This is a genomic window from Catalinimonas alkaloidigena (assembly GCF_029504655.1).
GTDB lineage: Bacteria > Bacteroidota > Bacteroidia > Cytophagales > Cyclobacteriaceae > Catalinimonas > Catalinimonas alkaloidigena.
The window spans coordinates 4012359-4035183 of sequence record NZ_JAQFIL010000001.1; the positions used below are offsets into that span (position 1 = coordinate 4012359).

General features: G+C 43.5%; 19 protein-coding genes. 8 read left to right on the top strand and 11 right to left on the bottom strand.

Features of this window, described 5'->3' with window-relative positions; translation table 11 throughout:
• Positions 1–49: 49 nt before the first annotated feature.
• On the top strand, positions 50–580 hold the full coding sequence (locus OKW21_RS16330) for an RNA polymerase sigma factor (protein ID WP_277481054.1): 531 nt from the start codon (positions 50–52) through the stop codon (positions 578–580).
• A complete protein-coding gene (locus OKW21_RS16335) occupies positions 577–1407 on the top strand; it encodes an anti-sigma factor (RefSeq protein WP_277481056.1) in 831 nt (276 codons plus the stop codon). The genes OKW21_RS16330 and OKW21_RS16335 overlap by 4 nt, the downstream gene beginning before the upstream one ends.
• Before the next feature lie 67 nt (positions 1408–1474).
• Here OKW21_RS16335 and OKW21_RS16340 read toward each other — a convergent pair whose 3' ends face one another.
• The 3 genes from OKW21_RS16340 to OKW21_RS16350 form a co-directional block, all read right to left on the bottom strand.
• Positions 1475–2878, bottom strand: a complete 1404-nt coding sequence (locus OKW21_RS16340; protein WP_277481058.1) for a Gfo/Idh/MocA family protein — start codon at positions 2876–2878, stop codon at positions 1475–1477.
• A gap of 54 nt (positions 2879–2932) precedes the next feature.
• Complete coding sequence (locus OKW21_RS16345; protein WP_277481060.1) at positions 2933–3766, bottom strand: phytanoyl-CoA dioxygenase family protein; 834 nt, start codon at positions 3764–3766, stop codon at positions 2933–2935.
• Positions 3767–3849: 83 nt separating this feature from the next.
• Positions 3850–5052 (bottom strand): Gfo/Idh/MocA family protein, encoded by a 1203-nt coding sequence (locus OKW21_RS16350; RefSeq protein ID WP_277481063.1) that lies wholly within the window; start codon positions 5050–5052, stop codon positions 3850–3852.
• Between the two features lie 112 nt (positions 5053–5164).
• Between OKW21_RS16350 and OKW21_RS16355 the strand changes: the two genes are divergently transcribed.
• Positions 5165–6028, top strand: a complete 864-nt coding sequence (locus tag OKW21_RS16355; RefSeq protein ID WP_277481064.1) for an AraC family transcriptional regulator — start codon at positions 5165–5167, stop codon at positions 6026–6028.
• On the opposite strand, the gene OKW21_RS16360 is transcribed toward OKW21_RS16355, so the two are convergent.
• Positions 6025–6975: a hypothetical protein gene (locus tag OKW21_RS16360; RefSeq protein WP_277481066.1), complete on the bottom strand. Its 951-nt coding sequence runs from the start codon at positions 6973–6975 to the stop codon at positions 6025–6027. The two genes, OKW21_RS16355 and OKW21_RS16360, sit on opposite strands and share 4 nt — an antisense overlap.
• A 59-nt stretch (positions 6976–7034) precedes the next feature.
• Positions 7035–8246: an MFS transporter gene (locus OKW21_RS16365; RefSeq protein ID WP_277481070.1), complete on the bottom strand. Its 1212-nt coding sequence runs from the start codon at positions 8244–8246 to the stop codon at positions 7035–7037.
• Between the two features lie 208 nt (positions 8247–8454).
• Here OKW21_RS16365 and OKW21_RS16370 point away from each other — a divergent pair, with 208 nt between their 5' ends.
• On the top strand, positions 8455–9189 hold the full coding sequence (locus tag OKW21_RS16370) for a DUF3891 family protein (protein WP_277481073.1): 735 nt from the start codon (positions 8455–8457) through the stop codon (positions 9187–9189).
• 3 nt (positions 9190–9192) lie between these two features.
• On the opposite strand, the gene OKW21_RS16375 is transcribed toward OKW21_RS16370, so the two are convergent.
• Positions 9193–12204 carry an FAD-binding and (Fe-S)-binding domain-containing protein gene (locus OKW21_RS16375; protein WP_277487719.1) on the bottom strand — a complete coding sequence of 1004 codons (3012 nt, stop codon included), beginning with the start codon at positions 12202–12204 and terminating at the stop codon, positions 9193–9195.
• A 159-nt stretch (positions 12205–12363) separates the two neighbouring features.
• Between OKW21_RS16375 and OKW21_RS16380 the strand changes: the two genes are divergently transcribed.
• Complete coding sequence (locus OKW21_RS16380) at positions 12364–12570, top strand: hypothetical protein (protein ID WP_277481077.1); 207 nt, start codon at positions 12364–12366, stop codon at positions 12568–12570.
• Between the two features lie 27 nt (positions 12571–12597).
• Here the strand turns inward: OKW21_RS16380 and OKW21_RS16385 are convergent, their stop codons facing one another.
• The 3 genes from OKW21_RS16385 to OKW21_RS16395 all read right to left on the bottom strand — a co-directional run bounded on the left by OKW21_RS16385 (position 12598) and on the right by OKW21_RS16395 (position 15012).
• Positions 12598–13056, bottom strand: coding sequence for a DMT family transporter (locus tag OKW21_RS16385; RefSeq protein WP_277481078.1), 459 nt, complete (start codon positions 13054–13056; stop codon positions 12598–12600).
• Between the two features lie 70 nt (positions 13057–13126).
• Positions 13127–13864, bottom strand: coding sequence for a hypothetical protein (locus tag OKW21_RS16390; RefSeq protein WP_277481080.1), 738 nt, complete (start codon positions 13862–13864; stop codon positions 13127–13129).
• Between the two features lie 383 nt (positions 13865–14247).
• Positions 14248–15012: an RDD family protein gene (locus tag OKW21_RS16395; RefSeq protein ID WP_277481082.1), complete on the bottom strand. Its 765-nt coding sequence runs from the start codon at positions 15010–15012 to the stop codon at positions 14248–14250.
• Between the two features lie 337 nt (positions 15013–15349).
• Between OKW21_RS16395 and OKW21_RS16400 the strand changes: the two genes are divergently transcribed.
• The 3 genes from OKW21_RS16400 (at position 15350) to OKW21_RS16410 (ending at position 20878) form a co-directional block, all read left to right on the top strand.
• Complete coding sequence (locus OKW21_RS16400; protein ID WP_277481084.1) at positions 15350–18370, top strand: amidohydrolase family protein; 3021 nt, start codon at positions 15350–15352, stop codon at positions 18368–18370.
• Between the two features lie 28 nt (positions 18371–18398).
• On the top strand, positions 18399–19721 hold the full coding sequence (locus OKW21_RS16405; protein ID WP_277481086.1) for an amidohydrolase family protein: 1323 nt from the start codon (positions 18399–18401) through the stop codon (positions 19719–19721).
• A 584-nt stretch (positions 19722–20305) separates the two neighbouring features.
• Positions 20306–20878, top strand: coding sequence for a pentapeptide repeat-containing protein (locus OKW21_RS16410; RefSeq protein WP_277481088.1), 573 nt, complete (start codon positions 20306–20308; stop codon positions 20876–20878).
• Between the two features lie 30 nt (positions 20879–20908).
• On the opposite strand, the gene OKW21_RS16415 is transcribed toward OKW21_RS16410, so the two are convergent.
• Together OKW21_RS16415 and OKW21_RS16420 are read right to left on the bottom strand one after the other, a co-directional pair.
• Complete coding sequence (locus OKW21_RS16415; protein WP_277481090.1) at positions 20909–21832, bottom strand: hypothetical protein; 924 nt, start codon at positions 21830–21832, stop codon at positions 20909–20911.
• 82 nt (positions 21833–21914) lie between these two features.
• Complete coding sequence (locus tag OKW21_RS16420; RefSeq protein WP_277481092.1) at positions 21915–22820, bottom strand: hypothetical protein; 906 nt, start codon at positions 22818–22820, stop codon at positions 21915–21917.
• Between the last annotated feature and the right edge of the window lie 5 nt (positions 22821–22825).

The window sequence follows — 22825 nt, forward strand, 5'->3', positions numbered from 1 at the left end:
TAATCTAATAGTTAAATAAGCAAGCAACAATTCATTTTAACTGGTATTAGTGAAGCAGGAAGAACTTGTAGAAAAACTTCGGAAGAAAGACAAAGAAGCTTTGTCTTATCTGTACGATCATTATGCTGATGCTATCTACGGGGTGATTCAAAGGATTGTCGTGCAAACCGATGTGGCTGAAGAAGTGTTGCAAGATGCTTTTATGCGCTACTGGAATAAAATAGACCAATTTGATTCCAGCAAAGGGCGGCTATTTACCTGGATGCTACGTATTGCACGTAATCTCGCGCTGGATAAGCTTCGTTCTAAAGGGATGAAACAACACAGCAAATCCGATAGCATCTCCGATAACGTAAGTATCCTTGACAGCAAACTGCATACGGAAACCGTTACCGATCCTATAGGCCTGGAGAATGCCCTTAAAGACCTGAATGATGATCAACGTTTTGTGGTAGAGCAGCTGTATTTTCGTGGTTATACCCAATCAGAACTGGCAAAAGAGTATAACATTCCTCTGGGAACGGTGAAAACCCGCTTGAGGGCGGCTATGGTCAGGCTTAGAAAATTAATTGTGCCATGAATATTAACGAATGGATAAATTCGGGGGTTATTGAGTCCTATGTATTGGGCGAGCTGAATCAGGAAGAGATGCGCGAAGTTGAAGAGATGGCGCAACGCTACCCCGAAGTACAAAAAGAGATAGAACAAACTGAAGAGGCTTTGGAAGGAATTGCTATGAAAGCTGGTCTACAGCCTCGTCAAGAAGTAAAGTCAAAGATTCTTCAACAAATAGAGCGTGAGCTAAAAACAGATAAACAAGGCTTAGATCAGGAGCCTTCTCCTGAAAAAAATACGTCTGAAATTCAACCCGAATCCTTCAAAAGTATGAAACTATGGCAATACTGGTCGGCTGCAGCTTCAGCATTACTGGTATTGGCAACTGTACTGGCGATATATTACCGCCAGCAATGGCAGGTTACGGAATCTGAACTAGAAAATTACCTTGCTGAAAATCAGAACCTTACCCAGGAGTATCAGGCACTGCGCAGTGATTACGATAAACTACAGGAACAACAAAACATATTATCCAGCCCGAATTTCACGCAGGTAAAACTGAACGGTACGGATGTATCACCTTCTGCCTACGCCGTAGTGTACTGGAATGCTGAATCTGAAGAAGTTTACCTGCATTCGACTGGATTACCCACTCCGGAAAGTGGTAAGCAGTACCAGCTTTGGGCAATTGTAGATGGTCAGCCCCAGAGCGCAGGTGTTTTTGATCTGCAAAACCAGCTGGTAGACATGCAGGAGATACAAAATGCTTCTGCCTTTGCCATTACCTTAGAACCGGAGGGCGGTAGTGAGAACCCTACCCTGGAAGCCATGTATGTGCTGGGTGAAGTGTAGAATGTATCCAGTGAAGAATGGAAGCAGAACGACTCTTATGAGTCGTTCTATATAACTCCACTTCCTATCAGGTGGCCTTGATATCCATATTTTCAGGATCCCAATGCACCATCTTCTTTTCATAATGGCTAATATTAGCCGCCAAAGCAGGCCCGGCTGCTCTTAGGCCAAAAACGGGGTCTTCTACCGTAGCTTTTTCGCCTTTACGCATAGCCTGAAAGAGATTATCGAAATGATCCTGCCGCATACCATCATAGCCATATGCTTCCGGTACCCGATAAGTCATTTCTTTGGGTTCATGCATCTCAGGCCGAAGGTTAGCATACTCTTTTTGATACCATTCTTTGAATTCTTTCTGCGTTGCTTCAGAAAAAGAACCGATACTCATACCCGGTGCTTTAGGTAATTTTCTGCGCCGCACAGTCACTGCATCCCAATCCAGTTCCATCTCCCCTTCAGAGCCTACCATACGTATGCCGCTACGTCCGCCAGAACCATCAGCAAAGTTTACCCTGAGAGAAAAGTTAAAGGCAGGATGGTTTTGAGTCTCTGCATAATCAAACATACCCAGCATCACATCAGCTACATCGCGCTCGTCATCCCAATACCGTAAACCTCCGGTAGCCATCACCCGCTCGGGTCCGTGCGAGCCAGTGATAAAATGCAGCATAGAAAAAAGGTGAACGAACAAGTCGCCTGGAATTCCAGTACCATAATCCTGATAATTTCTCCAGCGGAAAAAACGTTTGGCATCAAAGGGGCGGTCAGGGGCATCTCCTAAAAATTGTTCCCAGGCAATGGCCTCTCTCTCTAAGTTCGGTGGAATAGAATACTGCCAGGCGCCGATAGCACTGTGGCGATCAAAATAGGCCTCAGCAAAATTGAATTTTCCAATTTCACCTGCCTGATAAAGCTCTTTTGCTTTCTCATAAGTCAATGAACTTACGAACTGGCTACCTACCTGAAATGGCAAGTTGCTTTCATTATAAGCTTTGATGAGCTCATGCCCTTCAGGGATGTGTTGCACTATTGGTTTTTCGCAGTATACTGCTTTCCCCTTACGTAAAGCCTCAATAGCAATAGTTTTGTGCCAATGGTCAGGCGTGGCAATAATGACCGCATCTATATCTTTATTATCCAGTACCTCTTTATAATCACGGGTAGTTTTTACACTTTGCCCAAATACTTCTTTGGAATGGATAAGACGGTCATCGTAGCAATCACAGGTGGCGATCAGTTCTGCTCCTTCTCCGCAGCTGAGCGCAGCATGTGTATCCCCAAAACCCATACCTCCCACGCCAATGGTAGCGATGTTGATACGCTCATTGGCCGCGATTCTATTTTTCTTTTTCAGGATTTGAAAAGCATGAGGAGATTGCTGAGCCGCTATGGCAGGAACACCAGCCAGGCCAGCCGCCGAAGCGCCTAACTTTTTAATAAATCTTCTTCGGTTGTTGTTGTAGTTACGCATGTATTGAATGGTTAATGAATTTTAGGTGAGTAATAAATTGATGGGTAACGCCTGCTATTCAATTTTCTGCTTAAATTTTTTGTCTTTGTCACTGGAAAGAAAATCCGCATTTTCGGAAATTCCCCTGCCAGTAGAGTCCATTAATACATCATCATCCACTTTTCTAATTGGTGTATAGCATGAGGAAGGCTCATCTTTGTAAGGCTTATTGGTAAGCAGATTGTAAACCGAAATCAAAGACCAACGGGAATGATCACTATCATTGCTGTCAGAGCGATGTAGCAGGTTGCAGTGAAAAAATAAGGCATCTCCCGCTTCAAGTTCCACATAGACCAATTCGTGCCGTTTCATAGCCTCATTCACTTTTTCCATCCTGGCTCCAACCTGTTCTCCCGCCATATTGTGCTCTACCCTGCCCATTTTGTGCGAACCTTTTAACACCTGTAAACATCCGTTTTCACGATTGGCTCTGGTAAGCGCCAGCATGATACTGACCATATCGGGATACAAAAATCCATTGTTGTACCAGTATCCATAGTCCTGATGCCACTCCCAGGCGCCTCCTTTCTTAGGTTCTTTCTGCATCAGTTTGGAATGGTAATGACCTACTTTGCCACCCAGGATCACCTCTGCGGCATTGACCATTCTTGCCGAACGGCTGTAAATGCCATATACATCGTCCTGAGGCGTATACCAGAGTGCCAGTTTGGTACGTAATCCTTTGCTGTCATTGAAATCAAAAGATTTTTCCTTGATCACCTGATCCTGCACTGAGGTCTGATAAATGAGATTGACTTCCTCAGGCAGAAAGAAATTACGAATAATCACATAGCCATCCCGCTCAAAATCAGCCAGATGTTTGGGAGTAAATGATAGATACTTTTTCATAGCTGAAGGTTTACTATTAATGCTCGTATAAAGAACGAAGGTTAGATCTTCCTCATTTTGAAAGTCTGGCAGATCTATAGTTTTTATAACTCTTTTTCAATGATCTTTCCGCTATCTTTTACTTTAAGTATTGCTTTTTTGCGGCCATCAGGCAGATGCTCTTCCTTAATCAGCCAGTGCTCAGCATCATATTCTTTAGCACCCAGCGCTATATGCTTTTCTGTATTTCCCCTCCAGAGCGGTAGTTTGACCGGCTCCCACTTTTTAGATCTGGCGGAAGCGTAACTGGCGTCCATGATGGCATTGACGATATAGGCATCGTAAAATGTTTCCATGGGACTTTGCTGCTTGTCCAGGGCATTGAACATGTCGGTAAACATCTGGTCATAACCCAGCGCATGAATTTCATCTCCTACCGGCGAAAGCCAGCCGGTTTCCTGTTCAGCCTTTTCAGCTACATAACCCTGCATACCCACAGCGGTAAACATATTATAGCCTGTATTCAGAAAATGATCTAAACGGATAGTACCTTCGGTGCCAGAAACTTCATCGCGCAAATCCATACCTCCCCGGAAAGCCCAACTCACTTCAAACTGAGTAACCGCACCAGTCTCATATCGGACCAAACCTACCGCATGATCTTCAGCACTGATGGGTTTTACCAATGTGTCAGCCCAGCACATGACCTCTACAGGTTTTACATCTTTGCCCACAAAGTTTCTTCCGATCTCTATACAATGGCAGCCCATGTCAATGATAGCACCTCCTCCTGACTTTTCGCTTTCCCAAAACCAGTCGGAATGTGGGCCGGGATGCGCTTCCCGCGAGCGGGTCCAGAGGATCTTTCCCAGCGCTCCTCTTTTGACAGCTTCCAGTGCATCCAGGGTTTTAGCGGTATAGACCAAATCTTCCAGATACCCGTGAAAGACACCGGCTTTTTCTACGGCTTCCAGAATTTCCAATGCTTCTTTTCCATTCATGGCCAGTGGTTTGGTGCAAAGCACCGTCTTACCCGCTTCTACGGCAGCCATGATAGCTTCTTTGTGCAAGTGATTTGGGAGCGCTACAATGACAATATCAGTTTGATCATCTTGTACCGCCTTCTTTAGATCGGTATAAGTACGGGGCACATTGAACTGCTCAGCAAACTTTTTACCTCTTTCTTCAGTACGTGAGTAGACAGCGCCGATGGTATCCCTCCGGCGGTGGCCCAGCAATGTCATGGCATAGAAAGAGCCGATCAGGCCGGTGCCCAGCATACAGATTTGATGCGTTGTATTGTGCATTAGTATTTTGTTAAACCTTTATTCTATAAAATTTGGAAATATTTACGCACAAAACCCATACGTTTTTAACATTTTTCATAATTTTATTATCAAATACGGATAAATTAGTATTATGAAGCCTATACTGGAAAAGCTGACACCTGAGCCGGAATGTTCTTTTGTCTTACAGAAAGACTCTTTTCCTTATTACCCTACACCCTGGCATTATCATCCTGAATATGAGCTGGTGCTGGTACAAAAGAGCAGCGGTAAGCGGATCATCGGAGATCACATTTCCTACTTCTCTGATGGAGACCTGACATTGCTGGGCCCCAACCTTCCTCATGTATTTGATAACGATCCGGCATACTATGAGAAAAATTCCACGCTAAGAGCTGAAGCGATTGTCATCCACTTTGCTGAAGACTTTTTAGGTAAGGGCTTTTTTATACTGCCTGAGATGGCCAAAGTCAAAAAGCTGCTCAACGCTTCCCGGCAAGGCTTGCAGATTGAAGGAGAGAGCAAAAATGAAATTGCTTTTCGCATGGAAAAGATGCTTCGCCTTTCTCCTCCTTTGCGGCTCACAGAATTGCTGAATATACTAATACACTTAGCCCAGACAGAAGCCTACACTACTTTAGCGAGTCCGGGCTTTGTGCAGCATTATGGCAACGCCAATGCGGAACGGCTGGACCCAGTGCTTGCCTACATGATGCAGCATTTTACAGAAGACATCTCTCTGGAAGATGTCGCTGAGCTGGCGAATATGTCTCCTCAGTCTTTTTGCCGATTCTTCAAACACTGCACCCGCAAAACTTTTCTTGCCTTTCTCAACGAATTACGCGTAGGTTATGCCTGCCGCCTGATCAGTGACAACCGATATAATATTTCAGAAGTCTGTTATAAAAGCGGGTTTAACAACCTTTCTAATTTCAACCGGCAGTTTAAGCGCGTAATGCAGAAAACACCTTCGGAGTATAAGCGGGAATATGTTTAGGAGAGATGAGTCACCTCAGAATAGATAAAGTCATCCGTAATTTTTAAGGCTTCTGCTGCTTCTTTTCTTTCTATAGTTTTACCCGCATGAATAGCTTTGTTTCTTAGCACAGCTAGTTCAACAATTCCATACTTCCTTTTAAAGAGATTTAGATAACAAGCTAATTCGTATTTACTTTTTAACCCATTATACTTACTCAAAATGGAGTCTTTAAAACTATTGCTGTATTCTTTTTTTATATGCTTTTCAATTCTGTCAGTCAACAAAACCTCGACAGCAGAGGCACATTCAAATACATTTGAGCGATATTTTTGCTGAAAGAATAATTTTCTTGCTTCATTAAGTAATTGAAATGAAAGTGGAGGCTCTTTCAACTTTTCTACATAATCAATAATTTTACTGATGAGATTTGAATCTAAGGCATTATAAGTTATAATAGAAGCATAAGCTGGCTTTGAGTACTTTTCATTAAATTTTTTGTCAAGCTTTTGCCTTAACTCATTTTTTGTTACATAATTAATTTTTGGTCTAGTATTATAATACTTTGGAGCAAAAGATTCTTTAGTATGAATTGAGAGATACTGCCTGAAAAGTTCTATACTTTTTTTAATATCTTCCATCTTATTAATAATCTTTTCCCCTTCAATTTGATTTGTAAATGGTATAATCAAGATAGCTTTTCTTACAAAAACTTCAATTTCATTATTTTGATCAATGCTAGTAACCATTCCCCATTCAAAATTATCTTTATACCATTTTCTAATACTTTTAGGGGTAAGTAGATAGGGATCATTGAAATTGCTATAAGACAAGGGAGATGAAACTTGAGGGAATTCAATATTAGCATTAATGCTATGTATTTTGATCTTGAAGGATTTCTCTAAAACTCCTTTTTCTACCGCTATTCCTTTTCCAAATTCAATTTCAAAAAAGATAAACTCATCCATCCCCTAAAATAAAAAGACCTATAAGATTAAGCGTTAAGAGAAGGAAAATATATTCTCATTCAGGCAAGCTTCTTCACACTTCTTTCTTTCAGGTTAAAATAGTAAAGCAGTGCCACAAGGAGACTTGCTCCGGCACAGCTCCACCAGAGTATACTAAAGCCATATACATCAATTACGCGGGTACCCAGGTAGGGAGCCAGCATGAAAGCGCTGGCCCAGGATAGAGAGTACAAACCTATATAAGCTCCTTTGTTATCTTCACTCGCACGATGAATAGTATAGGTCACCATAAAAGGCATGGCCATGATTTCAGCAAAGCTCAGCAAAAACATAGCGACTAGCAGTAATGAGAGTCCGGTACTGAAGTTTAGCAAAGCATACGATAGGCCGCATAGCAGTGTACCTATGATTATCATTTTCATCACCTGTACTCTGGGTTCCAGATAATTTACCAGTAACATTTCAAACAGAAAAACAACCAATCCATTAAGCCCCAGCAGCAGTCCAATGGTACCTTCCGACAATTGATGTACTTCCCGGTAATAGATTGGCAAAGTGTTGAAAAGCTGAAAAAATACGATCGCATAAGCCGTAGTAAGCAGGACGAATACCATAAATGTTCCATCCCGATAGGGAGAGCTGCTTTTAAGGGCAGTTTTGATTGGAGCCGGAGCTACTTCACTAGGCGTCCTTTTTCTAAAATAGAAGTAAAAGAAAATACCTGCACATATACAGCTAATACCATCTGCATAAAATAATAATTCATAAGAACGGGAAGCAAGTAAACCTCCGATGGCTGGGCCGACCGAAAACCCCAGATTGATTGCCATGCGGTTCAGTGAAAAAGAACGGGTCACATTCTCAGGTTTTGAATAGGCTGCAACAGAGGCCGTATTGGCCGGACGTAGACATTCTACAACCATACTGGCCAGAAAAAGGGTGGGCAACAAATATTCATATTGGGTAATCATAGGAAGCAGCAGAAACAATACCCCTCCCAGGGTGAGGCTTAGAAACTGCACCCAAAAGTTGCTGATCTTGTCTGACAGCCAGCCTCCCAGCAGTGAACCAGCCATGGCTCCAAGACCATAGGTTGCCAACATAATCCCCGTTTCACCTATGCCAAAGCCCAGGGCATCGGTCAGATAAATACTCAGGAAAGGCAATACCATAGAACCTGCCCGGTTAATGAGCATTACCACGGCCAGCATCCAGGCCGCCTCTGACAGCCCGGCATAAGCATTTCGGTATAAAGACAGTAATTTGTACACAGATTAGGAAATAAGAAATATTGCTTACGGCAATATTCACGAAAGCCTTGCTGATTTAATTAAGAATGAGCAGTTTTTTTTCTCCCCATCAATACAATTGTAAAAACTATAATTGTTTGAAATTCATCAATATTTACAATTCCAAAAATCATCTCAAACAAAGCTTCAAGATGAGCTGTTATTCGCATGATTTCAGAACAAAACATTTATGATTGTAAATCCTACGTCCCAGGGTTGGGAAATTATTTTTCAGAGAGCACACGCCCTGCTGGCTGCCAAGCTGGCCTATTACTTAGCTAACAAATTAAGGACCCCGGAAGCTATCTGGCTGGAAATGCTCACCAGCATAGCCGAGCATGATGATGGTCAAACTGGCTGGAAAAGAAAAAATCACTTAACAGAAGCCAATGCCCCCAAAGACATCACGCAGCAAAAATATAACCTCGAGCAGGCTCGCAGGGTAGTTTCAGAGTCTGCACACAAATCACGCTGGATAGCCCTGATGTCATCACTACATGCGTATCATTTACATCATCCTTTCCAGGGTGATAATCAGGAGGTAGATCAATTTCTGGAGGAGCAGAAAACTTACCAAAAATTGCTGCGTAAATCGCTGAAAATATCTGAAGAAGAAAGCGAAGTTGCCTATACAGTAATGCGCTGGTGCGATGAATGTTCTCTGATTCTATGTAAATCACAGATTCCCCCCCAGGATAAAAAGCTGGAAGTGGGAATGCTTCCTTACGGCACTTCACGTTTTATCCACCAGCAAGGTGACAAAGTCAGCGTTAGTCCATGGCCTTTTGAGAAAAAGCAGTTTGAAATCTCAGTAGAATACTACAGCGTGGACCAGCTTGCCTTTGATAATGATGAGTCACTAAGAAAGCACCTTAAAGATCAGTCACCGAATGTACGATGCTGGCATTTTGCCGAACATAGCTAGCAGTTATACCAGTGCCTCATACAAAATTTCAGCAGTATGCTTGGCAATACGACCGGTTCCGTCTTTGATCTGGTGGCGACAACTTGTCCCCGGTGCGGCGATGATCACCTCCTCCGGCTGCTTACGCACTGTGGGGAATAAGACCAGCTCACCTATCTGCATAGAAACATCAAAATGTTCTTTTTCATAACCAAAAGAGCCAGCCATACCACAGCATCCTGAAGGTATCATATGCATTTCGTAGTTTTCCGGCAGGCTCAGCATTTTCTTGGTAGGTACTAGTGAAGAGAGTGCTTTCTGATGGCAATGTCCGTGCAGCTTAATCACTTTCTTTTCTTTGGTAAAAGCTTCTTTGGTAATATTACCTTTATCTATCTCACGGGCAACAAACTCATCAAACAGATAAGTATGTTCAGCTATGCTTTTTGCCGCTTCCTGCTCTTTTCCACGCGTCAGATCAACGTATTCATCCCGAAGCGTTAAAATAGCAGAAGGCTCAATGCCAATAATAGGTGTCTGTTCACTGACGATATCCTTCAGATAGCTGATATTTTTCTGTGCAATCGCTTTTGCCTTGCGCAGCATGCCTTTGGAAAGATAAGTCCTTCCGCTTTCTTCATGCCTGGGGATTTCTACTTCATAGCCTAATTTCTCCAACAGAAGAATAGCCTTTATTCCGACCTCAGTATCATTGTAATTGGTAAATTCATCGCAGAACAAATAGACTTTTCCTTTACCTGTCTGCTGCTTTACCGGCATTTCAGAATATTCATCCCCAACGGGCGTGGTGGAAGGAGCGGAAAACCCACTCAATGCTACTCTGTTACCCTGCTTATGTTTCTGGTACCACTTGCGCAAAGTGGTTTTGTGCAAGAGCGGCATAGACCGACCCGGCGCAAATCCAGTTATTTTTTTCAGTATGCTGGAAGTAAACGGATTTTTTACTGACCAATTGTATAAGCCCGGGCTCAAGGCAGCTAATGAAGTAAGCCTGGTAAAATTACCGATAATCCGATTCCGAAATCCTACACCTTTAGCATCATAATAATGCTGTAAGAACTCAGCTTTCAGTTTTCCTACATCCACATTAGAAGGGCATTCTGATTTACAGCCTTTACAGGATAAGCATAAGTCCATCACTTCTTTGATCTCTTCATGGGCAAAGCGGTTGGGCTGCTCAGAATTGGTCAGAAAATGTCGCAGGATATTGGCCCTGGCGCGGGTAGTATCTTTTTCATCGCGCGTAGCCATATAGCTGGGGCACATGGTACCGCCTGAAATATGCGTCTTACGACAGTCGCCGGAGCCATTACACTGCTCTGCTGCTCTTAACACCCCCAGATTCTGGCTAAAGTCAAAAATAGTGTCAATTTCAGGAGTTGGATGATCAGGCATATAACGCAGGTACTCGTTCATGGGAGGGGCATCCACAATTTTTCCCGGGTTAAATATATTTTTGGGGTCCCATGTATGCTTTACCTCCCTGATAAGTCCATAGTTTTTATCTCCGATCATGAATCGGATAAACTCAGCTCTCAGCCTGCCGTCACCATGCTCACCACTCAGTGAACCTCGATATTTTTTCACCAGTTGCGCAATATCCTGCGCTATGGTACGAAACATCTCATTGCCCGGCTGGGTCTTCAGGTTAAGAATGGGTCTGAGGTGGAGTTCTCCATCTCCCGCATGTGCATAGTGCACACAGGATAAACCGTATTTTTTGAGGGTAAGGTTAAACTCAGCGATGTATTCAGGAAGGTCGCTCACAGCTACCGCAGTGTCTTCAATCACTGGCTGCGCCTTAGCATCTCCCGGAACATTGCCCAGCAGACCCAAACCGGCTTTGCGAACGTTCCAGGCATCCCGGCTATCCTGATTGTAGAGTACCGGAAAGTGATATCCCAGCTCATTTTCCTGCATTTCTTTGTACATGGCTTCAATGGCAGCATCTACCTCTTCTCTGGTTTCCCGGGCAAACTCAATCATGAGTACTGCTTTTGGTGAACCTTCAATGAAAGAAGCATACTTTCGGTACTCTATATTGGCACGGGTACGCTCTATGATATGATCATCCATCAACTCAGAAGCACCGGCACCATGTTTCATGGCAATAATGTTGGCCCGCAAAGAATCATCAATGGTTTTGAAGTGAGGGCAGGCTACACCTACTTCTTTGGGGGGTAAGGGCAGGCAGTTTAGTTTGATTTCAGTAATGAATGCCAGTGAGCCTTCAGAGCCGCAGATCAGCTTACACATATTGAAAGCTTCACCTCCTTCGGTAAAAATCTCGCTGTCCATCAGCACATCTATGGCATAGCCGGTATTTCGGCGGCGTTTGATTTCCTTTTTAGGAAACTGCGCTCTTATCTCATCCTGAACTGCTTGATCAGAAAGGCGGTCACGAAGGGTTCGGTAGATCCTGGTTTCCAGCTCGCTAACTGCAGTTTCCCCGCTACACTTCTTCTCAAATTCTTCAGGGGTAAGTGCTTTAAAAACCGTTTTACTGCCATCACTTAATATAGCTTTGACCTCCAAGGTATGTTCACGGGTAGTCTGGTAGATAGGCGAATGCAGCCCACAGGAGTTGTTACCAACCATCCCTCCTATCATCGCACGGTTGGCGGTAGAAGTTTCCGGCCCAAAGTAAAGGTCTTGATCTTTGAGGTAGTAGTTAAGATCATCACGAATGACTCCCGGCTGCACCCTCGCCCAGCTTTCTTTTTCGTTGATTTCCAGTATGTTGGTAAATGTCTGAGAAATGTCTACGACTATCCCCTTTCCTACTACCTGTCCTGCCAGTGAGGTGCCTGCGGCCCGCGGTATCAGCGACACTCTATGTTGATCAGCAAATTTAATCAGTTTGATGATGTCTACCTCTGTCTCAGGTATGGCCACTGCCAGGGGCATTTCCTGGTAAGCAGACGCATCCGTAGCATAGAGCGTACGCATCATATGATCGTAATGTAATTTTCCTTCTAGAGTATGTGCCAGTTGTTTGAGCTGCTGATTGTCCATAGTCTTCTTTTCGGTCTTCTTGCTGCTGTAAATGTAATACAAAATAGACAGGGCTTAAGTTTTTCACCTCCAAAATGTTTATAAATCCCCGCTTAAAGGTATATACGGATAAACTAGCCTCTACCTGCATAAGTAAGTCTCACTCTAAATTACTTAGTTATGGAAATTCAATCTTATGTGGTAAGAAGCAACCGACAAAAAGAAGCCAGTAATAATCACCGGTACTTTCTATTGTTAGAGCCCAAAAATCCTTCAAGCAATGTACAACACATTGTAATTTACTTCTTCGTACGGGAAAGAGTGACTAATGAGGACAATGTAGGATACCACCCCCTTAGTCGTACTAAGCATAAAGTGATCCGGTAGTCAGCAATCAGCCTGAAACAAAGAGTTTCAGCCTTCTTTCCCCCACTGCACCAGAAATGCCCCGGCAATTAATAAAAGTACGCCGATGATTTTTCTAAAATTGATTGCCTGCACATCAAAGCCCATCCATCCGTAGTGATCTACAATGACTGAAAAAATGAGCTGACTGGCGATGATCAGCCCGAATAGCTTGGTAGGACCAATAATCGGTGCAATGAAAATGACTGAGGTGATGAAAAAAGCACCTAAAATGCCTCCCAACCACATCCACCAGCGGGTGCGCATAATGTGTTCTGAATTTAGCAGGGAAGGATCAGTACCTACGATAATGTTCAGTATTAACAGTGAGAGTGCTCCGGTAGAAAAAGAGATTAAAGCAGCTAGAAAAGGGCTGCCTAACATGGCTCTGAGTTGAGTATTGGCCCCGGATTGAATCACTACTCCCATGCCTACCAGCAAAGGAATCACTAAAAGTAAGTTTCGCATAAAAAATATCAGACTGGTCAAAATGCCAAAGATATACGAATCCTCCTGATATAAAAAAGTAGATACTCAACTACCTGCCTGCCTGCTGCATCGGCCTATTGGTTACCTGATTGATCAGCAGGCGTAGTGTCTCCATGCGTTTGGCGGGATATAAATAGGAGGCATAATCCAAATATTGAGTAGCCAGCTTCAAATTCTGCTGGTTATAATGATCTACCGCTTCATTGTAATAATTGAGAGCCGCCAGTTGCTTTAAGCCTATTTCTTCATCAATGACGAAATTGTAAGTATAGTGGTCCTGTTGATCAGACTGCACATCTTCAGCATACATCCGGATCATCTCCTGCACTCTTTCAGGCTCTTCCACAAATCCACTTCTGGCATCCGTACTTTCCAAAAGGACAGGAGCTTTCTCATCGCCGGGCTGTGCTATCAGATATACATGATAGGGTAATTCTTTGATGATATAATCAACCTCTAAAGCTTCAAGAATTAAGGCATAAAATGCGCTACCAGTGATACAGTCATACTGTCCTTTATCCAAAAGGTCATTCAAACTGGCATGCGCAGTATAATGCTTCAAGTAGCGATTATGAATTTTGTAAAAAGTGTACTTAAGAAACTGCTTTTCAGAACGATACCGCTGCTTTCTTTTGGCTAACTTTTGGGTAAATTTTTCTATATCATCCAGAGAAGCTATCAGTTGTTCTTCAGTAAGCTGTGTGTCGACTCCTAGAAAAAGAGAAAATTGCTCCTGAGAAATTAATGTCTGTGCTTTCTGTGTGCTATCCTCTTGATGCAAGGACATAGCAGACAACTCCAGGCTTATACTCTGAAGTATGTATATACTGCACATTAATGCTGTGCATATGTAAAGCTTAGAACGACGAACAAATAAAATCTCCATTACGGCACCTCCCTTTCTTTATTTATTTCTCCTGATTGTTGAGTCAAACAAGATACATATTTTCTTAACAATTTGTTAACATTAAATTAACGTTGGGGTAATGACTGATTAACATATGTAATTGCTATGTGTTTAGAAAAGAGAGATTTGTGAGCCTGAAAGTGGCTTAAATTATTTTTCAGCAAGAAAATTGAGCATTTCTACCCAGAAATCGCTGAAGATTTTCAGATTAACTTAATGTTAAGGATGCAAGAAATTACTAAAAAAAGAGTGGATTGATAGGATTAGTTGTCTACCACTATGGTTTCTGTAATCTTATCGTGTGTCGTCTGACGGTTGCGGTCCCAAAAGTACTGAAAGAAACCCAGGCCTATTAAGGAAGCTGAGGCAGTATAACCCATCACCCGCTCCAGACTTCCCCACAAAGAAATTTCATTGCCATTCAGCTTTACCACCCGTATTTTCAAAAAACGTTTGGCGGGAGTCTGCCCCTGCCATCGCCAGGTGAAAAAAGTAAAATACACAAAGGCACCGAAAAAGCTGACCACCAGTCCAAGCGCATCATTCATGTCACTCAGCGGGCGTGTTAACCAGGTAAGGTTATTGATAAGTGATGCTTTTGCTGCCTGGTATGTATCTTCAGAAATAAAGCTCAGCATAAATGAAAAGAGGATGATAGCGGCGATTATTACAGGAGCATAGATAATCACGTACAGATAGACAGTCATGTGGCGACGGAACTGATTTCTTACTTTTTCTTCGATGGCGATTTCCTCCAGCTTACGGTCAGCAATGGCTATGTTTTTTTTCAGCAGCCGGCGGTTTCTCACCAGTGTGGTACGGAATCTTTTTTTGAAAAAAAGGAAAACGAACATGAGTGGAAATAGTAGTACGAAGTACTCAGAGCATAATATGATGATCAGCCAGTCCAGGCCGTAAGCGATGGCCCTGCGAGGAAAACTGGCCAATTTGCTGCCTTGTAGCTTTTCAGCAACTACAATGTGGCTAAAATCAAATTGTTGTTTTTTATGTAGTTGCTCCGAACTCATACTTAACAAAATGATGACATCTTTTTACAAATCGTTATCCACCAGTGACAGGCAAAGCTAAGCATTTACCTTATTTAATATTGTGTAAATATTCTGATAAGCATTCGTTAAGCACAAGGCCCATCGCTTTTTGCTTACACTTTATCCCCTCATAGTTTAAACATTTATCATCCAATTTACTAATTCATTCCATATATTATTATCCAATTGTAATCAATAACCAAATAAAATAGGTAAATCAGTTAATACTTTAATTATATGGTCCTATTTTTTTAACTTTCGCGCTTCTCTAAAAATTTAATGACAGAATCATTAACAATCTAACCTTTCTTGCATAATGATAAAAAAAATAGGGATTCTGGTTACCTGCCTGTGTTTCTGGCAGTTGACCTATGCTCAGGATGACATTTATCCGGTCAATGATGTAAGGGATAACCGACCTGGCATTTATCTTTTTCAAGATGCTACCATTATTACTGATTATCAAGCTAAGCTGGAAAATGCTTCACTCCTCATACGAGATGGATTTGTAGAAGCAGTAGGTACTAATATCAGTGCGCCAGAAGGTGCCAGGGTAGTAGATCTAAAAGGCAAATACATTTACCCCGGCTTCATTGACCTTTACAGTGATTATGGCCTATCCGATTTGCCCAAAGGCAGCACTTTCAGTTGGGGTAGTGCCGAAAAGCTGGGGACACAGAAAGAAGGAGCTTTCAGCCAGAATGACGCGCTTAAAGCACAATACAATGCGTTAGAAGATTTTACCGTTAAAGATGAGGAAGCCAAAGTGTACCGTGCAAATGGATTTGGAGCTGTACTTACCAACAAAAGAGACGGCCTTGCCCGTGGTTCTTCTGCGCTGGTCTCCTTAGGAAATGAGAAAGAAAACAAGACAGTGCTCAAAGCTCCGGCGGCAGCCCATTATTCTTTTGACAAAGGAAGTTCATCACAGTATTATCCGGTATCTAAAATGGGCTTTATCGCGCTATTGCGCCAAACATATATGGATGCCGAATGGTACCAGTCTGCAAATAACAAAGATTATACTGATAACACGCTGGAAGCATGGATTGACCTTCAAAATCTGCCTCAGATTTTTGATGCTCCCGGCTGGTTACAGATCCTCAGAGCTGATCAACTGGGCGATGAGTTTGGCAAGCAATATATCATCCGTGGAAATGGCGATGAATACCAGCGCCTGCAAGCTTTAAAAGCTACCAACGCCACTCTTATCGTTCCGCTAAACTTCCCTGATCCTTATGATGTAAGTGACCCCTATGAAGCACGCTATGTGGACTTCAAAGATATGAAACACTGGGAACTGGCACCCGCTAACCTCGGTATGCTGGCTGCCCAGGGGATTGAATTCTGCATTACTTCCGATGGGCTTAAAGAGAAAAATGACTTCCTGAAAAACCTGCGCAAAGCGGTAGCTTACGGTTTAAGTGAAGAGGACGCACTCAAAGCACTTACATACACTCCTGCCCGACTGATTCATGCTGAGAACCAGCTAGGCAGCCTTAAGGAAGGGGCAGTAGCCAACTTTTTTATCAGCTCGGGAAATATTTTTGAAGATGATGCTGTCATCTATGAAAACTGGATACAGGGCAGAATGTACAAGCAGGCAGATAAAGATGCTCCCGACCTGAGTGGAGTATATACCCTGAACGTCGGCAATGATACTTATAATATGACAGTAAGCGGAAAGCCCGGAAAGCAGGAATTTAAGCTGGTCAATGGTGATACCATTAAAGTAGATGTTACCCTCAGGGGTGACATGATTACCCTCAACTTTGCTCCAGCCCCTGAGAGTGATCAAACCGTACGCCTCTCCGGCTGGATAGATGGAGATGACCTGCAAGGCCGTGGAGAACTGGCTGACGGAAGCTGGGTAGACTGGCAGGCCAGCTATCAGAATGCATTGGAAGATGAGTCAGGAGATGAAAGTGGCGAAGAAGAGGAAAGTATTAACCTGGATGAGCTTACCGCCATCACATATCCTTTTCTGCCATTTGGAAATGAAGAGCTTCCGGAGTCAAAGTCATACCTGATAAAAAATGCTACCGTCTGGACCAATGAGGAAGCAGGCATTATGGAGAATGCCGATGTACTGGTAAGTGATGGTAAAATCGCTGAGGTGGGCGAGAACCTTACTGCCAGCGGAGCGGTGGAGATAGACGGTACCGGCAAGCACCTTACATCAGGTGTCATTGACGAACATACTCACATCGCGGCCAGCAGCATCAATGACGTGGCTACGGTTTCCGCAATGGTACGTATGCAGGATGTGCTGGAATCAAACGACATCAACATCTACCGCCAGCTATCGGGTGGGGTGACTGCCGCCCAGCTTCTGCATGGCTCTGCCAATCCCGTTGGAGGTCAGTCAGCGCTGATCAAGATGCGCTGGGGCGTTTCCCCTCAGGAATTGCTGATTGAGGATGCCGACGGTTTTATCAAGTTTGCGCTGGGTGAAAACGTGAAGCGTTCTTCCAACGAAAACTCAGTACGTTATCCCCAGACCCGTATGGGTGTGGAGCAGGTATTTGAAGATGCTTTCACCCGTGCCAAAGCTTATGACGAAGAATGGAAAGCTTATAATGCGCTCTCTTCACGTGAGAAAGCCAATGCAGTGAAGCCCCGTCGTGACCTGATGCTGGAAACCATGGCCGAAATCCTCAACAGTGAGCGCTTCATTTCCTGCCACTCCTACGTACAGTCGGAGATCAATATGCTCATGAATCTGGCCGAGCGTTTTGACTTCAGAGTCAATACCTTTACCCACATATTGGAAGGCTATAAAGTAGCGGATAAGATGGCTGATCATGGTGCCAACGGCTCTACCTTCTCCGACTGGTGGGCTTATAAGTTTGAGGTACGCTACGCCATCCCATACAATGCAGCCCTGATGAAATTGGCAGGTGTGAATGTAGCCATCAATTCCGATGATGCAGAGATGGCGCGTCGCCTTAATCAGGAAGCGGCCAAATCAGTGAAGTACGGAGATATGTCGGAAGAAGAAGCCTGGAAGATGGTTACCCTTAACCCTGCCAAGATGCTGCACCTGGATGACCGCATGGGTAGTATCAAAGCTGGTAAAGACGCAGACCTTGTACTCTGGTCAGATAATCCGCTGTCCGTTTATTCCCAGGCCGAGAAAACCATGGTAGACGGACGCATCTACTACGATATGGAAGAAGATCAGCAAAAGCGTGAGATGATAGAGAAGGAAAGAGCCAGACTCGTACAGAAGATGCAGGATGCCAAAAAGAACGGGTCATCTACCCGTCCGGCTAGCCGTGAGATGCAACAGCTTTGGCACTGTGATGATATCCACTTCGGGCACCTCGCTCACTAATTTCTCAATGAAAAACATGAAATCAAGCATGAATCAATCAATCAATATATTAGCTAGTTGGGCGCTGCTGTTGAGCTTGTCCATGGCATCAGCCTTTGCCCAGGTACCCGCTCCGGCACCACCTCAGGAACAGCCCATCATCATCATGGGGGCTACTGCCCACATCGGTAATGGTGAAGTCATTGAAAACGCGGCCATCGCCTTTGAAAACGGTGAGATCAGCATGGTAGGGACTGCTTCAGAGGCGCAGAGCATGGACCTCTCCGGCTATGAGCAGATCAATGCCGAAGGCAAGCATGTATACCCCGGCTTTATCCTTCCCGATACTGACCTGGGACTAAAAGAGATAGGTGCGGTACGGGCTACCGTGGACAATGAGGAAGAGGGACAACTCAACCCTAACGTTCGATCTATCATTTCTTACAATACTGACTCCGAGCTGATCCCAACATTCCGTTTCAATGGGGTACTTACGGCGCAGATTGTACCGCAGGGAGGCATGATCCCCGGCACTTCTTCTATCGTGCAGTTGGATGCCTGGAACTGGGAAGATGCTGCCATTAAAATGGACGATGCCATGCACATGAACTGGCCGGGTCGCTACCGTTCTCAGTTTGACTATTCTACCTACACTGTGAACAGAGTGCCTAATGAAAGCTATGAAGGTCAGGTGCAAAAGCTGGAAGACCTCTTCTCCGACGCAGTAGCATATAGCCAGTTAGGAAACGATAAGGAAGTAAACCTTAAGCTGGAAGCCGTTCAATCTTTATTTGATGGCAGCAAAGCCCTTCATATTCATGCGGAGGAAGCCCGGGAAATGGCTGAAGCCGTACTCTTTGCCAAAGAGCTGGGGGTGCAGCGGGTGGTCGTGATTGGTGGCTATGAGGCCTATCTGATTGCTGAGCTTTTGAAAGAGCATGATGTGCCAGTTATCATAGACAATGTACACCGCCTGCCTGCCCGGGAGGAAAATGATGTGCTTCTACCCTATAAGCTGCCCGCCATGTTGCAGGAAGAAGGCGTTAAGGTAAGTCTGGGATGCAGCTATGGTATGAATTCCCGTTCCCGTAACCTGGGCTTCATGGCAGGCACCGCCAGCGCTTATGGCGTAGAAAAAGAAGAGGCTTTGAGAATGATCACCCTCACCACGGCTGAAATTCTCGGCCTGGATGATCGCTTAGGCTCTCTGGAAGAAGGCAAATCGGCTACCTTATTCATCTCGGAGGGTGATGCCCTGGATATGCGGGGCAACATCATAGAGCAGGTATTCATCAACGGACGCAAGCCCCAGATGGACGCCATGCAGCAGCGTTTGTATCAGAAGTACAAAGAGAAATACAGCGACGATTGATGATGAATGATTAATTTCAACTTACTCAGAGTTCCCGCGATTGGTCTAGTCTGAGGGAGGGGGGTAAGGTTTGTGGAGACACAAACCTGGGCATATACGCCGTGGGCTTGTGTCACACAGCCCCTAGATGTGTTAGGCGCAAAGTTCCTAGGGGGTGATACATTCGGGTATTCTGAACTCTCTCAGCTTTGCTCTTCAGAGAATTCTGAGGAAGGAGTGGTTTAGAATAATAGTCGTATCTAAAACTACTAATATAGCAATGGTTCTTTTGCATTATTACTCTTTTTTTGAGTCTTCAATATCACTAGCAACTGCATGTAAGAAAGTCTTTCCAAGTTCAGTAAATGTTATATATCCCTCCTAGCTTCAGTGTCCCACTGAAGCTTTTGGATAGGATTCAAGTTTCAAACTTGTTTTTATCATAAGGCTCAAGTTAAAAACTTAAGCCAGAAAGGTGCGGTTCCTATTAGCTCCCTCAGAGTTCTCTGGAGAGTAACTCTGAGGGGGAATAGAGCTGTCTTCTCTTATGTTTTTAAAACATTTCTAAAGTTGTATGGTGAGCTGTATCTTTCCTGCAAAAAAGCATGAGCACGCATTATGTAACCGAAAAAGAATTCAGGGATCAGGATTTCACCCAAACTATTCTGGACAAAGGAGAGTATGAGGACTGTAGTTTTATCAACTGTAAGTTTGCCCGGGCGGATGTCGCCGAAATTACTTTTGTGGATTGCCACTTTGAGGATTGCGACTTCAGCCTGGCAAGAATAGCGCATACCGCTTTTCGTGAGGTAAACTTCAAAGCCTGCAAACTGCTGGGGCTCCAATTCAATACCTGTAATAGCTTTTTGCTTTCTTTTCGTTTTGAAGATTGTCTGCTCAACTCCTCTTCTTTTTATCAGCTCAGCCTTAAGCAAACAGTCTTCAAAAACTGTAGTTTGAAAGAAGTGGATTTTGCCGAAGCTGATCTTAGCCAATCTATTTTTGAGCATTGCGATCTTGCAGGAGCAGTTTTTGATCAAACGAAGCTGGAGAAGACAGATTTTCGCAGCGCCTACAACTTTACTATTGACCCTGATCACAACCGCATCAGGAAGGCGAGGTTCTCCAAAGAGAATATTGCCAGTCTTCTGGATAAGTATCAGATAATCATTGAATAATTAATAAGGCAAAAGCATAGTCGGATAAGTTTAAACCTTTTTCACCAACACATAAGCAATATTACAAAGCGGGTCAGTTGTGAATTTTAATTCATGCACCTGATCCTGATTGATGTCACTAAACAAGCTAATGATTTCGGTATCCGTACGATATTGTATATACCAGCCCATAAAGGCTTCCATATAGGTACGGTAAAGGGTATTGCTAACTTCATCACGGAAATGGCAAATCAGCATCATGCCGTGCGCATGCAAAGCATCAAACATCCATTGAATCAGTTGATGGGCTAATTCTTTATCTACATAATTTAACATTGAAGTAGCATAAATCAGATCATATTTGCCTATTGGTAAAGCGTCGTTGAGCAGATCGTCTATAGTACCTTTTAGCGGAACGATGCCCAGGTGTGCATAGACTTTTTTCACAAAACTGATATGAGATTCCTCCCAGTCATAAGCAATAAAGCGCTTGATCTTATATTCATCAAAGGCAGTGGACAGATCGGCTTCCCTTACATGTGCCGCACCAATGGATAGAACTGATACAACTTCATTACTTTGATTGACGATATCATCTATAAGTCCGGCAATATAATCCCGGCGATGCCTAATCGCTTCTGCAGGATCACTAAATAACATAAAGTCAGAAATACTTTCAGCCAATGCATTATTTGGGGTATGGTGAGGCAGTTGATAGCCTAAGAGATAATCCAGCAGTACGGCATCGTCCTCATTTTCTACCGGGCTTTCAAATGCCTGTTTCGTCAAACAATCTTTAAGTAAGACCTTATGTATTTGATGATAGTATACATGTTCCTGACAAAAGGCTCTCCAATCTTCAAGGCTTAAAGTACGCCTAAGGTTATCCAGTCCGTACAGGATGATCAAAAGCTGATGTACTATTGACTGCGTATCAGTCTGCTCATCATCTGAATCAAGGGTAGTAAAATTCATAGGTAGAGATGTCCTATTCGTGAGCTTAACGAATGGTGGGTGTATTAATCTTAGGTCACAAATTTAAATGAATGGATTCTATTTACGCTCCACCCTTAGCATTTCCTGAATCCGGTGTTGTAACACCATTAGGAGCAGAATCTCTGCTTCTTTCTTCATTACCACTTCCTCGCTTTTCAGAAGTTGCCTTTCCAAGTACATATCCTGCAATAGCCGCCAGTAAAGTACCAATATGCTGTTCTTTCAGTATTCCTAATATCCCCAGGATTACAGCTGCAAAAATAATTACCACCACTGCTGTAAATTCTAATACAAACTCAGCACCGCGTCCTCTTAAAGCAGATAAATCCATTTCACTGGTTGCTCTTTTTGCCCGCTTGGCAGCTTTTTCCTTCACATAATTCAAGTCTTTAGCATAGGCATCGTTGACCTTTTTGTTGATTTCCTCGTCCCACTTCTTTAAATCAGTTATCCACAGGTTCAATAAGCTATAAAATTCTTTTTTAATCTTATTTGAATCATCCTCGGGATTCTTATTTGGATCCTGAATAACCTGCTGTGGGCCTTCCCAGGGATCATCAAAGCCATTATCTATAAGACCCGGGCCACCTCTTAGCCTGTAAGTTTGCCTTGACCTAAGTCTTTCAATCTGATTCCTATACTGTGGCCCAAGATCTTCAGCACATCTTAATAAATCAGGTGATGGTTCCGGTCTGGCTTTTTCCATATTCCGAACTGCTTCTGCATAATACTCCCTTCTATCCCATTTCTCTTTATAGGGAGCCAGAATTTGTCTGTATTCCCAGTTTTCCACTGTCTCCTTATATACTTCTCCATAATAGCTTGCCATATCACGGGTACGAGACCAACTCAAAAGTAGATAAAAAAGAAGGCTCAATAACACTAAAACCAATATCACCAGAAGTACCGCTTCTCTACTATATTGAATCACATCATTAGCAGTAGATGCATCTTCATTAGCAGACAACTGAT